Below are 14,429 nucleotides of genomic sequence, written 5' to 3' on the forward strand. Positions count from 1 at the left end.
GTCAGCTCCGCCGGGTCTCGGCGGACTCGGGGGTGCGCGGCGCGATCCGGTAGCCCGAGCCGGGCACGGTGCCGATCAGCGACGGGTCGGGGAGTCGCTTGCGCAGGCCGGAGATCGTGATCCTGATCGCGTTGGTGAACGGATCGGCGTTCTCGTCCCATGCCCGCTCCAGCAGCTCCTCGGCGCTGACGACACCGCCGTCGGCCTCCGCGAGGACGTGCAGGACGGCGAACTGCTTGCGGGTCAGGGCGACGAAGCGGCCGTCGAGGAAGACCTCGCGGCGGAACGGATCGATCCGCAGTCCATCCCGCTCGTACACGGGAGGACGGGCCTGCCTGCGGCGCCGGGCGAGAGCCCGCACGCGCAGGACGAGTTCGCGCAGCTCGAAGGGCTTCGTGAGGTAGTCGTCGGCGCCGATCTCGAAGCCGCTCTCCTTGTCCAGGAGGCGATCGGCCGCGGTGAGCATGATGATCGGCGTCCCCGAACCGGAGGCGACGATAGCGCGGGCGACATCGTCGCCCGACGGGCCCGGGACGTCACGGTCGAGGAGTGCGACGTCGTACACCGTCGTCTCCAGGAGCGCGAGCGCCTGGTGTCCGTCGGCGGCGATGTCCGACGCGATCGCCTCGAGCCGGAGGCCGTCGCTGATCGACCGGGAGAGGAAGGGTTCGTCTTCGACGATCAGGACCCGCATCGGTGAACCGTAGACCGCGCAGGCTGCCATCCCTCGTCTGCGGCGCATCCCGATCCGTCGCTGTCGTGCCGGGGCGGCAGGGCGCAGGATGTCACGTGATCGGGAAGTCGAAGTAGTGGTCGGGAAAGGGCTCGCCGGCGAGCGTGTAGTGCCACCACTCCTGCGGATACGGGTGGAAGCCGCTGTCGAGCATGATGGCGCAGAGGATCCGCCGGTTGTCCGCGGCGACGGGCCCTACCTCCTCGGTCGCGTGATGCGAGGTCTCGTCCATCAGATCGTGCCGACCGCCCATGTCCAGCAGCAATCCGCTCGCGGAGTCGACGAGGGTGAGATCGAGCGAGCCGCCGCGGGTGTGCCCCGAGGAGCAGGCGATGTAGCCCTGCTCGAGCATTGCGGCGCGGCTGATGCGCGGGTGGAAGACGCTCTTGGCGCGCGGGCACTCCGGCTCCTGCGCCCACCGGATGAAGTGGTCGACGGCGCGCTGAGGGCGGTAGGCGTCCCAGACGAGCAGCCCCAGTCCGCGCTCGGCGGCCCGGCCCTGCGCCTCCTGCAGCGCCGCCGCCACCGCCGCGGTCGTCACGACCCGATCGGTTGCATATCCGTCGACCGGGCCGCCGGTGAAGTTATCGGAGCCGGCGTACTTCGCGTCCCAGAGCACGGAGTCGACGGCGTCGTCGAGGTAGACGAATCCCGGGCTCATCGGGTCATCGCCAGCTGGACGCTGCGGTCGATCAGGTCGGAGACGCCGAGGCCGGCGGCGGCCATCATCCGGGGGTACCGGCTGTAGGAGGTGAACCCGGGCAGGGTGTTGACCTCGTTCAGGACCACGCGCCCATCCTCGAGCAGGAACATGTCCACGCGGGCCAGGCCCCGGCAGCCGAGCGCCCGGTACAGCGCTTTCGCCCGCTCCTGGATCGACGCCCGCTGCGCCTCGGGGAGGTCGGCCGGGACGGTGATGGAGGAGTTGACCGACCCCTTCTCCGGCTCCGCCTCCTGGTGGATGCGGAAGAGCCCGTGCTCCAGGCGGATCTGGTCCACCTCGCCGACGACCAGGTCGTCTCCGTCGCCGAGGACGGCGCAGCCCACCTCCGAGCCGAGCACCTGCTCCTCGATCAGCACCTTCTGGTCGTACTGGCGGGCAAGGGCGATTGCCTCGTCGAGGCGCTCGGCGGACTCGACCTTCGTGACTCCGAACGAGGAGCCCGAGCGCGCCGGCTTCACGAAGACGGGGAAGCTCAGGCTGGCCGCATCGACGCTGTCGCCCGGGTGCACGACGGTGAACGCCGGCACGGGCATGCCGGCCTGCGCCGCGACGGTGTAGGCGAGCGACTTGTCCATGCACACCACCGAGCCCTGGATGTCGCAGCCGACGTAGGGGACGCCGGAGAGTTCGAGCAGGCCCTGGATGGAGCCGTCCTCGCCTCCCGTGCCGTGCAGGACGGGGAGGACGACGTCGACTCCGACCCGACGGAAGGTGCCCTCGTCCTCGACCAGCAGGCCGCGGGTCCCGCGGTCGGGGGAGATCACTGCGGCGCGGCCGTGCTGCGACTCCCAGTCGGGGCGCGGGCCCTCGCAGAGCCGCCACTCGCCGCGGCGGGTGATCCCGATCCACAGGGCGTCGTACCGGTCCGGGTCCAGTGCGGCGGTGATCTCGAATGCCGACTTGACGGAGACGTCGTGCTCCTCGGAGCAGCCGCCGAACAGGATGGCGATGGTCGTCTTAGACATGGGTGGTGGTCCTCTCGTGAGCCACGCAGAGCGAGAGCGTCGTCTCGATGATCTGGTGAAGGGTGCGGGTGGTGAAGTAGGCCAGGTGGGGAGTGACGACGACGTTCGGCATCGCGACCAGGCGCTCGAGGGAGCGGTGGGGGAGCGGCCGGCCGGAGTGGTCGACCGAGAAGTAGCCCTCTTCGCCCTCGACGACGTCGAGAGCGGCGCCACCGAGCCGGCCGTCCTCGAGGGCGGCGAGCAGCGCGTCCGTGTCGACCAGGCCGCCGCGACCGGTGTTGACCACGAGTGCGCCCGTCCGCAGTCGGTCGATCCGCTCGGCGGTGAGGAAGTGGTGGGTTGTGTCGGACAGGGGCAGGTGCAGGGTGAGCACATCGCTCGCGGCCAGCGCTTGCTCGAGCGGGACTCGCTCCGTGCCCTCGGGCGCCGGGCCGGAACCGCCGACGATCAGCACGCGGCAGCCGAAGGGGCGCAACCGCTCGGCGACGGCGCAGCCGATGCGCCCGCCGCCGATCACCGCCACGGTGACACTGCGCAGCTCCCGGCCTCGCGTGTCGGGCGCGCGGAAATCGTGCCGGGCGACGGCGGCGAGAGTGGGCCGGGCGTTGCGCAGGGCGAGGAGGATCAGCATGACCGTGTGGTCGGCGACTCCGTCGGGCTCGTACCCGACGTTCGCGACGGTGATGCCGAGCGCGGCGGCCGCCTCGACGTCGAGGTGATCGACGCCGATACTCCGGGTGATGAGCGAGCGCACTCCGTTCGCGGCGAGGGCGTGCAACGTCTCCGCGGTCACGGCGCTCACGTGGCTGACGCTGACGCAGGGCGTCCCGACCGCCAGGGCCGCGCTCACCGGGCTGACGGGGACAGCCTCCACCCGGCAGCGCACGGGGTAGCGGCGCGACGCCTCCGCAATGGCACGCGCTTCTTCACGATCGCACCCGAAGAAGGTGATCGCCTGGTCTGTCTCGAACATGACTCAAGACAACGCGATCCCCCGTTGCGTCCCCGTCGCCCCTTCCCGATACGCCGACAACACCCCCCGCCCGCCCCAGCCCCCTCCTCCCCCGCCGCGAGATGCCACTTATGTACGCGACACGCCGGGCGGGGCGCACCCACGTGGCATCTTGCGGCAAAGGTCAGAGCAGGGAGTCGGTGAGGTGGTCGGGCGTGCCGAAGCGGTGGGCGGTGATCGAGACGGCTTGCTCGCGGAGGAAGGGCAGCAGTTCGAGGCGGCCGGCCTCGGTTGCCTCGCCGGCGTAGACGGCGAGGTCGGGGCGTCCACCGGTCACGGCGGTGACCGTCGCGGCGGGGGCGCCCAGCAGGCGCACCCGTCCGGCGCCGTGGGCGCGCACCCGTGCCTCCCACGCCGCGTCGTCCTCGACCACCACGGCGCCCGCAGTCTCGGCGAGCGCGGCGGCGACAAGCGGAGGCAGTACCACAGCACTCGAGACGACCACGGATGCCCGGGCGGTCGCCGCGGCGACGGCCACCCGGACGAGCGAGCCGAGCGGCTCCCCGTCGGCCAGGCGCACCAGCACGGCGGAGTCGTAGGGCAGGTGGCGGAACACGTTCCGTTCCGCCGCCAGCCCCGTCACGTCGCGGGGAGCGCCCGCGGCCCACGCCGCGGCGCAGCTGCGGGCAGTCCGCTCGACGCCGACGTACTCCTGGGCCGAGAGTTCGCCGCGCGCCGCCGCGAGCAGTCGCGCGGCCGGGCCGACGACCGCGGCCGTCGCCTCCGACGGCGTCGCGCTCCACGAGCCCAGCCCGAGCAGGTAGTCCGGCCCGCCCGCCTTCGTGCCCGGCCCAACCGCCGACTTCTTCCAGCCGCCGAACGGCTGGCGCTGCACGATCGCGCCGGTGATCCCGCGGTTCACGGAGAGGTTGCCGGCCTCGATCCCGTCGAGCCAGGTGCCGATCTCGTCCGGGTCGAGCGCGTGCAGGCCCGAGGTGAGCCCGTAGTCCACCTCGTTCACCAGCGCGATCGCCTCGTCGAGGGTCGCCGCCGTCATGATCCCCAGGATCGGCCCGAAGTACTCGGTGCGGTGGAAGTCGGAGCCGCGGCGCACGCCCTCGCGCACGCCCGGGCTCCACAGCCGGCCGGACTCGTCCAGCGTCCGCGGCTGCAGCAGCCAGGTCTCGCCGGCGCCGAGCGTCGTCAGGCCGCGCAGCAGCTTGCCCTCGGCCGGCTCGATCACCGGGCCCATCCGCGTCGCGGGGTCCGTCGGGTAGCCGACGGTGAGGGAGGAGACCGCGTCGAGCAGCTGCCCGCGGAACCGCGTCGAGCGGGCGACGGAGCCGACCAGCACCACGAGCGAGGCGGCCGAGCACTTCTGCCCGGCGTGCCCGAAGGCGCTCGCCACGACGTCCTTCACCGCGAGGTCGAGGTCGGCCGAGGGGGTGACGATGATCGCGTTCTTGCCGCTGGTCTCGGCGAGCAGCGGGAGGTCGTGCCGGAAGGAGCGGAACAGCTCCGCCGTCTCGTAGGCGCCGGTGAGGATCACGCGGTCCACCGCGGGCGAGGCGATCAGGTCGCGGCCCAGCTCCTCCTCCGGCAGACGGAGCAATCGCAGCGCCTCGCGGGGGACGCCCGCCGCCCACAGCGCCTCGGCCACCACGGCGCCGCAGCGGGCGGTGGGACCGGCGGGCTTGAGCACCACGGCGGAGCCGGCCGCCAGCGCCGCGAGCACGCCTCCGGCCGGAATCGCGACCGGGAAGTTCCACGGCGGAGCGACCAGCGTCAGCGCGGCCGGGTGGAAGCGGGCACCGTCCACCGCGTCGAGTTCGAGCGCGCGCTCGGCGTAATAGTGCGCGAAGTCCACGGCCTCCGAGACCTCGGGGTCGCCCTGGTCGATCGTCTTGCCGCCCTCGGCCGCCATGACCTCCAGCAGCTCGGCGCGGCGCGCCTCCAGCTCGTCGCCGGCGCGGTGCAGGATGCGGGCCCGCTCGCCGGCCGGAACGTCGCTCCAGCCGCTGGCGCGCGCTCCGGAGAGCACCGACTCCAGCTCGCCGCGGGTGCCGATCGTGGCGGCCTCGATCGCGTCGGCGCCCGCGCGGGAGGAGGGAACGCGCGCGAGGATCGCCCCGGCCCACTCGCGGTTCGCAGCCACGGACGGGTCGGTGTCCGGGGTGCTGCGGAAGTCGCCGACGCCGGGGCGACCGCTCGCGGCGAACCGGTCGGCCACGCGATGCGCCGGGGGCACTGCCCCGTCGAGGGCGGCCACGGAGGCGCGGAACCGCTCCTCCTCCCGCGCGAACAGCGCCGGATCGGCCTCGAGCTCGAAGACGGCCGACATGAAGTTCTGGCTCGACGCGCCCTCCTCCAGCCGGCGGATCAGGTAGGCGATCGCCACATCGAACTCGGCCGGCGCGACGACCGGCGTGTAGAGCAGGAGCGAGCCGACCGTGCGGCGCACCGCCTCCGCCTGGCCCTGCGCCATGCCGAGCAGCATCTCGTACTCGATGCCCTCGCGGACGCCGCGGGTACCGGCGAGCAGCCACGAGTAGGCGATGTCGAAGAGGTTGTGGCCGGCGACGCCGACCCGAACGGCGCGGATCCGCTCCGGGTGCAGGGCGTAGCCGAGAACGCGCTTGTAGTTCGTGTCCGAGTCCTGCTTGCTGCTCCAGGTCGCCAGCGGCCAGCCGTGCACCGACGCCTCGACCTGCTCCATCGGCAGGTTCGCGCCCTTGACCAGGCGCACCTTGATGGCGGCGCCACCGCGGGCACGGCGGGCCGCGCTCCACTCCTGCAGGCGGATCATCGCCGACAGCGCGTCGGGGAGGTACGCCTGCAGCACGATGCCGGCCTCGAGGTCCGTGAACTCTGGCCGGTCCAGGATGCGGGTGAAGACCGCGATGGTGAGGTCGAGGTCCTTGTACTCCTCCATGTCGAGGTTGATGAACTTCTGCGGCGAGGAGGCGGCGGCCCGCGCGAACAGCGGCGCCAGCTCCTCGACGATGTCGTCGACCGCAGCGTCGAAGGCCCACGGGTTGTGCGGGGCGGTGCTCGAGGAGACCTTGATCGAGACGTAGTCGACGTCCTCACGGGCGAGGAGGCGGTGGGTGCCCTCCAGGCGGCGGCGGGCCTCCTCCCGGCCGAGGACGGCCTCGCCGAGCAGGTTCATGTTGAGCCGCACGCCGTCGCGGCGGATCGCGGCGATCGCCGGGCCCAGGCGCGAGTCGGTCGCGTCGATGAGGAGGTGGCCGACCATCCGCCGCAGCACCCGGCGCGCGATCGGCACCACGACGTCCGGGAGCAGCGGCGCCATCACGCCGCCGAGGGCGACGGCCGCGCGCATCGGAGCCGGGAGGAACCCGGGCACGCCGCCCGCGATGGCCTTCAGCGCCGCCGCGGCCACGCGGGTGTCCTCGGGGCGGACGACGCCGTCGACGAAGCCGACCGTGAAGTCCAGGCCAGACGGATCCTTCAGCACGCCTGCCAGCTGCGCCCCGGAGGCGTCGGTGGGGATCGCGGAGGCCTCGCGCAGCCAGCGCCGGACCAGAGCAACGCTGTCGTCGACGAGGCGGGGGTCGACGGAGTCGGGAGCGGGGCCGGAGGTGGCGGGCGCGGAAGCGGGGCTGGCGAGATCCGTCATGGTGCGGTCCTTCTGCTCTGAGGGTCGGTCCCCTCAGTATTCGACCGAGTACCGTTGAGCAGAAGCGACCGTTCCTTACCGGTACCGGTCAGCTCAGCTGAACGATCGGAGGTCGCCGTGCTCGATGTCCGCCGCCTGGTCCTGCTGCGCGAGGTCGCCATTCGCGGAACCCTCGCCGCCGCCGCGGAGGCCCTCGCCTACAGCCCCTCCGCGGTCTCGCAGCAGCTCGCGGTGCTCGAGCGCGAGACCGGAGTCGAGCTGCTGCGCAAGGCCGGACGGCGCGTGCAGCTCACTCCGCAGGCCGAGATCCTGGTGGCGGCGGCCGGCGAGGCGCTCGCCCTGCTCGAGCGGGCGGAGGCGGCGCTCGCGGCGTCCGGCGAGTCGATCACCGGGCGGGTGCGCGTCGCGGTGTTCCAGTCGGCGGCGCTCGCTCTGATGCCGGGCGCGCTTCGGGCCGTGGCCGAGCGCTTCCCGGAGGTGCGGGTCGAGATGGTGCAGCGCGAGCCGGAGGGGGCGCTGCACGAGATGTCGTGGGCGCGGGAATTCGACCTCGTCGTCGCCGAGCAGTACCCCGGCCACTCCACCTCGTGGCTGCCGGGGCTGGTGCGCAGCGATCTCACGACCGACGCGATCCGCCTCGCCGTCAGCCGCGACTCCGCTGTGGTGGACCTCGCCTCGACCCGCGACTGCGCCTGGGTGATGGAGCCGCGCGGCACCGCGAGCCGCCACTTCGCCGAGCAGACCTGCCGCGTCGCGGGCTTCGAACCCGACGTCCGCTTCGAGACCGCCGACCTTCAGGCGCAGATCCGCCTCGCCGCCTCCGGCCACGCCGTCGCCCTGATGCCCGACCTGGTCTGGGCGGGCGAGGAGCCGGACTGCCGCCTCCTAGAGCTGCCGGGAACGCCTCGCCGCACGATCTTCACGGCCCAGCGGGAGGCGCAGCTGGCGTCGCCGGCCGTGCGCGTCTTCCGCGAGTGCCTGGCCGAGGTGGCGGGGCGGTACGCCTGAGCCGACGGCGCCTGGAGCCGGACGGAGGGTCGGCTGCTCCGTGAGCGGTGAGAATGTCCCTCCACAGGGCCGATTCAGGGGGCGATTGTCCGGAACAGGACGATCCGCGGCCCCACTGTCAGTGGTCGCTGGTTCAATACTTATATGAGAGTACACGGAGTGACAGCGGCGGCGGAGGCGGTGCTCGGCGAGGTGCGCGCACGCGGTGACCGGGCTGCAGCGCTCGCCCGCTCGGCATCTCCGCTGCTCCTAGCGTCGGCCGAGGAGCTGTACGCCGGGTACCGCGTCGCGCTCGAGCGTCCGGAATCATTCGCCCGAGGGTCGGCGCCGCATGCTTCGAGCGAGCTCGCCGAGCGATCGATCCGTGCCGAGTTCGCGGTCGCCCTCGGAGTGTCCGAGCGGGTCGCCTGCCGCGAGCTCGAGAACGCGCGGCTCCTGGTCGAGGATCTGCCGGCCACCCGCTCTGCGCTCGCCGAGGCGCGGCTGCGCTGGGAGGCGGGCCAGGCCGTGTGCGCGGTCGCGGCCACCCTGCCGCCGGGCTCCCGGGCGGAGTTCGACGCGCGGGCCGCCGATCTCGCTGCCCGGTCCACACCCACGCAACTGCGGCGCGCTCTGGCGAGGCTCCGCGAGGAACTCCACGAGCAGCCCCTCGCCGACCGTCACCGACGCGCTCGCGAGGACCGTGCGGTGTGGCTGAGCCCCGAGGTGGACGGCATGGCGACGCTCTGCGCCCTTCTCCCGGCGCCGGTCGCACTCGGGGCGTACGCGCGTCTCGACCGGATCGCCCGGATTCTCCGCGACGGTCCCGAGGGACGCGAGTCGGATGCCGAGGGACGCGAACCTGATGCCGGGAGCTCCCCCGTCCCGGGGCTCGACGGGGGAGACGAGCGCACCCTCGCGCAACTGCGGGCCGACGCCCTGGCCGACATCCTGTGCGATGCCGACGTCATCGGCACGATCCCCGACGAAGCCGGCGCCGATCGACCCGCTCCGACCCTGGTCCCGGGCGTCCGGGCCGAGGTGCGCGTCACCCTCGCCGCGAGCACCGCCTCCGGCCACGACGACGCCCCCGCCGAGCTCGACGGCTACGGTCCGATACCCGCCGGCGCCGCCCGGAGCCTCCTCCCCGCGACCGTCACCCGGGTGATGACCGAGCCGCGCACGGGCGCCGTCCTCTCGGTCGGTCGCACCCGCCGACTCCCGCACCGTGAGCTGCGGCTCCTCCTCCAGCTCCGCGACGTGACCTGCCGGTTCCCCGGCTGCACCCGCTCCGCCAGCGGCGCCGAGGCCGACCACGTCGTCGAATGGCGCAACGGAGGCGGCACCGATCCCGGCAACCTCGCCAGCCTCTGCGTCGCCCACCACCACGTACGACACGGCGATCGCTGGACCTACGTCCTCCACCCCGACGGCACCGCCGACTGGACCACCCCCACCGGACGCCGCATCACGACCCGGCCACCGGCCCTCGAGGCGCGACCGCGATCAGGCCCCCGCCCGAGCTTCGACGACCGCCCGCCGCCGTTCTGATGCGCTGCCTGCCTGCCTGCCTGCCTGCCTGCCTGCCTGCCTGCCTGCCTGCCTGCCTGCCTGCCTGCCTGCCTGCCTGCCTGCCTGCCTGCCTGCCCTACGCCGCCAAGAAGCGGTCCGCCGTCCGCAGCGAGAGCGCCATCGTTGCGAGCGCCGGGTTCGCGATCAGCGAGCTCGGGAACACCGAGTTGTCGCACACCCACAGGTTCGGCACGTCGAAGCTGCGGCCGTCGGAGTCGACCACCGCGTCGCCCGCGTCGGTCCCCATCCGCACCGTACCGAGGGTGTGCGCCGTGCGCGCCAGCACACGGGTGCTCGTTGCGCCCGCCGCCTCCACGATCGCGGTCATCGTCCGGATCGCATGCCGGTCGATCGCCTCCTCGTTCGCGCCCGCCGAGAACGTGATGCGCGCCTTCGGCACTCCGTGCTCGTCCAGCTCGTCGGTCAGCTCCAGCCGGTTGCGGTCGGCGGGCAGGCATTCGGCGTTGATCCCCACCCCCGCGGCGAAGCGGTAGCCGTCGAGCGCGTCCATCAGCTCGGCGCCCCACAGCCCGGCACCGCGGGCGAGGGTCGTGGCGTAGGTCAGCGGCATCACGCCGAGGCTCTGGATCAGGTAGCCGCCCACGAAGTCGGCGTCGGCCGGACGCACGGTGTCCTCGGTGATCGCGGAGGAGGGGTAACCGCGGTAGCCGCGCATCTCGCTCTCGAACGTCCCCCACACCTGCGTCGCCCCGTGCGCCAAGAAGTTCCGGCCCACCTGCCCGCTGCTGTTCGCGACACCCGTGTGGAGCAGGAGCCGAGGCGTCTCGACGCCGCCCGCGCAGAGGAACAGGGCGGAGCAGCGCTGCCGGTGCTCCAGTCCACCGCTCGTATACACCACGGCGCACACCTGGCCCGCGGCGTCCAGCTCGATCCCGTGCACGAACGAGTCGGCGCGGATCTCAGCGCCGGCGCGCACCGCCTCCGGCAGGTAGGTCACGTCCATGCTCGCCTTCGCGCCGGTGCGGCAGCCCTGATGGCACTGGCCGCAGTTGACGCAGGCGGGACGGCCGTCGTCCCGCGCCCCGCTCAACACGGCGGCGGGCGCGTCGGTCGCGCGCATCCCGATCGCCGCGCAGCCCCGCAGCATCATGTCGGCCGAGGCGTTCCGGGCGAGCGGGCCTTGAAGGTAGCGGCGCGTCGGGTCCCACGGGTACTCGGCCGGCCCCGCCACTCCGATCGACGCCTCGACCCGCTCGATGTACGCGGTGAGCTCGGCGTGCTCGATCGGCCAGTCGCGGCCGACCCCCGAGTCGCTCCGCAGCCGCAGGTCGCGCGCGTCGGGGCGCGGCGTGAACGCCCCCCAGTGCAGCGTCGAGCCGCCGACCCCGCGGCCGCTGTTGTTCTGCCCGAAGGCGGTGGGAGTCCCGCCTCCGCTGAGGCGCTCCTGCATCCAGTTGATCTCCACGGCCGCCGTCTCATCGGCCGTGTGCCCGAGCGGATCGACGTGCGGCCCGGCCTCGAGCGCCACCACGCGCAGCCCGCGAGCGGCGAGCACCGACAGGAGCGGAGCGCCGCCGGCCCCGGTGCCGATCACGATGGCGTCGACCGTCTCCTCCAGCGCGAAGCGGCGCATGCCGGTCGTGTTCATCGGTGACTCCTCGTCGTCGGTTCCCAGCTCTCGCGATCGTCGGCGCCGAGCAGCCGGAAGCCCGTCACCAGCGCACGCGTGTCGCCGCCGCTGGCGTAGCCGTCGTAGCCGATCCGCGCCATCGAGGCGGGGTGGGCCAGCCACTGCTTCACCAGATCGACACGGCAGTCCTCGAACCAGGCGGTCAGCTGGCGTGCACTGACCTGGCCTGGTGTGGCGGTGCCGTCGGCGACCGCCCTGAGCTGGGCGTCCTGCTCGTCGGCGCCGAGGTCGGCGAAGCCGCGGAGGGTGTCGAGCGCGAGTCCGTAGGCGACCGGGTCGGCCGGCAGGTCCGCGTTGCGCCAGCCGTCGCCCTCGCCGTTCGCGAGCTGCGTGTCGACGCGGGCGGCCAGGTCGATCTGCCCGCCCTCCTGCGGGACCACCCGGCCGGCGATCGCCCGGAGGTCGATGAGCTGCACGGCGGTCAGGGCTCGCGGCGCGTACTCCGGATCGTCGGCGAGCGCACGCACGGCGAGCAGACCGCGCACCCGTGTGGAGGTGCGGGCGGAGGCGATGACCGCGCCCACGTCCGCCGGCACGACAGGAGCGACCCCGGCCTCCTCCTCCCAGAATCGCCGGATCGCGGAGGCCACCTCGGCAGGACGCTCGAACGGCAGCAGGTGGCCCGCCCCCGCGAGGGTGAGCAGCCGACCGCGGGAGTAGAGGGAGCCGTTGAGGCGGGCCTGTGCGTCGGTGCCGAGGTCGCCGTCCTCCCCGCCCGCGATCAGGAGCGCCGGCGCGGCGTCGAGCGCGGCCTCGGCCGTGCGGTCCTCGCGGCTGCCGTGCTCGAGCCAGTCGCGCCAGCCCTCGGGGGAGTAGCGGCGTAGTTCGGCGAGCGCCTCCGCGTCGGTGTCTACGGGCAGCGGCGAGCCGACGTTCTGGTCGACGAATTCGCGCGCCTGCGCCTGGTCGAGTGGGCCGTCGTCGACCCAGCCGAGCATGGTCGAGCGGCGCTCCTCCGCCATCGGCTCGGGCGAGAGCGGCGACCCGGCGAGCAGCACGACTCCGGCCAGCCCGAACAGGCCCGAGCGGCCGGTCATCGTGCGGGAGGCGACCAGCGAGGCGATCTTGCCGCCCATGCTGTGCCCGAGGAGCAGCCAGCGGGAGGCGCCGTGGTCGCGGATCCGGCGGATCGTGGCAGCGGTCAGCGCTTCGAGCGAGGTTCCGGAGTCGCCGGGCAGGTCGAGCGCGACGAGGTCGGCGACCTCGGCGAGCTCCCGGCGCAGCGCGTCGAAGGCACGGCCGTCGAGCCCGAGCCCGGGCAGGGCGAAGAGAGTGGGGCGGGGGCTCGTGGACACGGGCGTCCTGTCGGATCGGCCGCGCCACGGCAGGGGGAGCGGGAGGGGGCGGCGGCGGGTGGCGGCCGTCTTCATCCCAACACACCTTGCCCGCGCGCCCGGACCCTTGCGTCGGAGGCGCTCCCGTGCAACCGCCGCGCTCCGCCGTCTCCGTGCTCCGCCGTCTCCGCGCTCCGCCGTCTCAGTGCAGGGCCAGCGACACCGCGAGCGCCACCATCACGACTGCTACGGCCGCATCGAGCACCCGCCACGCGACGCGGCTCCGGAACAGCGGACGCAGCGCCCGGGCGCCGAACCCGAGGGCGGTGAACCACAGCACGCTCCCCGCCGCGGCGCCCGCTCCGAACCACCAGCGCTCCTCGCCGTGCGTGTTCGCGACAGAGCCCAGCAGGACGACCGTGTCGAGGTACACGTGCGGGTTGAGCAGCGTGAGCGCCAGACACGTGCCGATCGCCGTGCGGAGCGAGGTGGATGCGCCGGCCGGATCGCCGTCGAGCGTCCCCGGGCGCAGAGCACGCCGGGCGGCGAGCGCCGCGTAGACCAGAAGGAAGACGATGCCGCCCCAGCGGATCACCACCAGCAGCCACGGCGCCGATTGCAGGACCGCGCCGATCCCCGCGATCCCCAGCACGATCAGAGCGGCATCGCAGAGTGCGCAGATCGCCACGACGGCAGGCACGTGCTCGCGGCGGAGGCCCTGGCGGAGCACGAAGGCGTTCTGGGCGCCGATGGCCACGATGAGCGAGAGACCGAAGCCGAGGCCCGACAGGGCGGCGAGCAGCGGTACGGCGGGCAGCGGCACGGCGGGCAGCGGAGACACGTGTCGACGCTAGAGGCGTCCTCGCCTGTAGACCAGCTCACGCTCCTTCAGACCGTCAGCAGAACTGGTGCTGACCGACGACCTCGACCTCTCCCGGCTGCGCGCGCTCGCCGCCGCCGTCTCCGAGGCCGCCCGCGCCTGCCTCCGCTGACTGCCTCCGCTGACTGCCTCCGCTGACTGCTGCCGGCGCTCAGACCGCGAAGACGTCGCGGAGGGTGACCGTCTCCAGCGAGCGCTCGTGGAGGATGTCGACGAGCCGCGCGTAGACCTGCGTCACCGGGTCGAAGTTCGCATGCCCGATCACGATGTGCTGCGGCAGGAACCATTGATCCGCGAAGCCGACCACCTGCTCCGGAGTGATCCGCCCCGAGTCCGAGAGCGAGCCGTACCAGAGCACCGTCGCCCGGTAGCCGATCGCCGCCGCCGCCGCGCGGGTCCGCTCGTCGGTGTAGCCGAACGGCGGCCGGTAGAACGGCGCCGCCTCCACGCCGTAGGTCGAGCGGATGAAGTCGCCGTTACGCCCCAGTTCCTCCTGCACCCCAGCGGTCGAGAGGTCCGTGAGGTCGGCGTGCGACCAGGTGTGGTTCGCCAGCTGCACCTGCCCCGAGGCGACCAGTGGACCGAGCGCCGGCGCGTTCACGGTCCACGAGTCGTACTGCCCGTTGAGGAAGAAGGTCAGGCGCGTCCCGGTGTCCCTCGCGAACTGCGCGTACGCGGCCACCACACCGGAGTCGGCGCCGTCGTCGACGGTCCACGCGAGCAGCTTCCCGTCCCCCGGCAGCTCCGAGATCGTGCCCGAGGGCAGCGGCGCCTTCACCCGCACCGGCACCGGCGCGGCGGTTCCGCTCGGCGCGGGGCGCGGGAGAGCCGGAGTGACGGGCTGTTGCACGTCCGCGGGCGCCGGTTCCGTAGGTGTGCATCCGGTCAGCGCCACCGCCGAAGAGGCGATCCCCAGCAGCAGCGCGCGCCGCCTCAACCGCTCCACAAGCCTCCCTTTCGAGCCCCGGTCCCGGAGCATCGCGGCGACCGTAGCCGGGGGGAAGGTCGCCGGGCAAAACGGTGGCGGGATCTCCGGCGCAGCAGGCGCCCC

The 14,429-nt window shown here is 73.3% G+C and carries 11 protein-coding genes; 2 read left to right on the forward strand and 9 right to left on the reverse strand.

Annotation, left to right across the window (positions count from 1 at the left end):
- Position 1 precedes the first annotated feature (1 nt).
- From C5D07_RS04985 to C5D07_RS05005, 5 genes are all read right to left on the reverse strand, one after another.
- Complete coding sequence (locus tag C5D07_RS04985; RefSeq protein ID WP_104258846.1) at positions 2-694, reverse strand: response regulator transcription factor; 693 nt, start codon at positions 692-694, stop codon at positions 2-4.
- A gap of 91 nt (positions 695-785) precedes the next feature.
- Positions 786-1,394: a M15 family metallopeptidase gene (locus C5D07_RS04990; RefSeq protein WP_068250771.1), complete on the reverse strand. Its 609-nt coding sequence runs from the start codon at positions 1,392-1,394 to the stop codon at positions 786-788.
- Positions 1,391-2,422 (reverse strand): D-alanine--(R)-lactate ligase, encoded by a 1,032-nt coding sequence (vanA, locus tag C5D07_RS04995; RefSeq protein ID WP_104258826.1) that lies wholly within the window; start codon positions 2,420-2,422, stop codon positions 1,391-1,393. The genes C5D07_RS04990 and vanA overlap by 4 nt, the downstream gene beginning before the upstream one ends.
- On the reverse strand, positions 2,415-3,395 hold the full coding sequence (locus C5D07_RS05000; protein WP_104258827.1) for an NAD(P)-dependent oxidoreductase: 981 nt from the start codon (positions 3,393-3,395) through the stop codon (positions 2,415-2,417). Before C5D07_RS05000 ends, vanA begins: the two co-directional genes overlap by 8 nt.
- A gap of 163 nt (positions 3,396-3,558) precedes the next feature.
- The gene (locus C5D07_RS05005) at positions 3,559-7,014 is read right to left on the reverse strand and encodes a bifunctional proline dehydrogenase/L-glutamate gamma-semialdehyde dehydrogenase (protein ID WP_104258828.1); all 3,456 of its coding nucleotides are present in this window, start codon (positions 7,012-7,014) and stop codon (positions 3,559-3,561) included.
- A 117-nt stretch (positions 7,015-7,131) separates the two neighbouring features.
- On the opposite strand from C5D07_RS05005, the gene C5D07_RS05010 reads away from it, so the two are divergent.
- Together C5D07_RS05010 and C5D07_RS05015 are read left to right on the forward strand one after the other, a co-directional pair.
- Positions 7,132-8,022 (forward strand): LysR family transcriptional regulator, encoded by an 891-nt coding sequence (locus C5D07_RS05010; protein WP_104258829.1) that lies wholly within the window; start codon positions 7,132-7,134, stop codon positions 8,020-8,022.
- A 144-nt stretch (positions 8,023-8,166) separates the two neighbouring features.
- Positions 8,167-9,552 (forward strand): HNH endonuclease signature motif containing protein, encoded by a 1,386-nt coding sequence (locus C5D07_RS05015; RefSeq protein WP_104258830.1) that lies wholly within the window; start codon positions 8,167-8,169, stop codon positions 9,550-9,552.
- Positions 9,553-9,649: 97 nt separating this feature from the next.
- Here the strand turns inward: C5D07_RS05015 and C5D07_RS05020 are convergent, their stop codons facing one another.
- The 4 genes from C5D07_RS05020 to C5D07_RS05035 form a co-directional block, all read right to left on the reverse strand.
- Positions 9,650-11,182: a GMC family oxidoreductase gene (locus C5D07_RS05020; RefSeq protein ID WP_104258831.1), complete on the reverse strand. Its 1,533-nt coding sequence runs from the start codon at positions 11,180-11,182 to the stop codon at positions 9,650-9,652.
- On the reverse strand, positions 11,179-12,519 hold the full coding sequence (locus C5D07_RS05025; protein ID WP_170063511.1) for an alpha/beta fold hydrolase: 1,341 nt from the start codon (positions 12,517-12,519) through the stop codon (positions 11,179-11,181). Before C5D07_RS05025 ends, C5D07_RS05020 begins: the two co-directional genes overlap by 4 nt.
- Before the next feature lie 181 nt (positions 12,520-12,700).
- Complete coding sequence (locus C5D07_RS05030) at positions 12,701-13,339, reverse strand: LysE/ArgO family amino acid transporter (protein ID WP_237358217.1); 639 nt, start codon at positions 13,337-13,339, stop codon at positions 12,701-12,703.
- Positions 13,340-13,529: 190 nt separating this feature from the next.
- Complete coding sequence (locus tag C5D07_RS05035; RefSeq protein WP_211286337.1) at positions 13,530-14,324, reverse strand: polysaccharide deacetylase family protein; 795 nt, start codon at positions 14,322-14,324, stop codon at positions 13,530-13,532.
- Between the last annotated feature and the right edge of the window lie 105 nt (positions 14,325-14,429).

It is taken from the genome of Rathayibacter tritici (assembly GCF_002932875.1).
In the GTDB taxonomy this organism is placed as follows: domain Bacteria; phylum Actinomycetota; class Actinomycetes; order Actinomycetales; family Microbacteriaceae; genus Rathayibacter; species Rathayibacter tritici.

What these genes read in the sequence shown, in the direction of transcription:
- C5D07_RS04990 (WP_068250771.1), bottom strand. Translation starts at nt 1,394, where the DNA reads ATGAGCCCGGGATTCGTCTACCTCGACGACGCCGTCGACTCCGTGCTC.
- C5D07_RS05020 (WP_104258831.1), bottom strand. Translation starts at nt 11,182, where the DNA reads ATGAACACGACCGGCATGCGCCGCTTCGCGCTGGAGGAGACGGTCGAC.
- C5D07_RS05000 (WP_104258827.1), bottom strand. Translation starts at nt 3,395, where the DNA reads ATGTTCGAGACAGACCAGGCGATCACCTTCTTCGGGTGCGATCGTGAA.
- vanA (WP_104258826.1), bottom strand. Translation starts at nt 2,422, where the DNA reads ATGTCTAAGACGACCATCGCCATCCTGTTCGGCGGCTGCTCCGAGGAG.
- C5D07_RS05015 (WP_104258830.1), top strand. Translation starts at nt 8,167, where the DNA reads ATGAGAGTACACGGAGTGACAGCGGCGGCGGAGGCGGTGCTCGGCGAG.
- C5D07_RS04985 (WP_104258846.1), bottom strand. Translation starts at nt 694, where the DNA reads ATGCGGGTCCTGATCGTCGAAGACGAACCCTTCCTCTCCCGGTCGATC.
- C5D07_RS05005 (WP_104258828.1), bottom strand. Translation starts at nt 7,014, where the DNA reads ATGACGGATCTCGCCAGCCCCGCTTCCGCGCCCGCCACCTCCGGCCCC.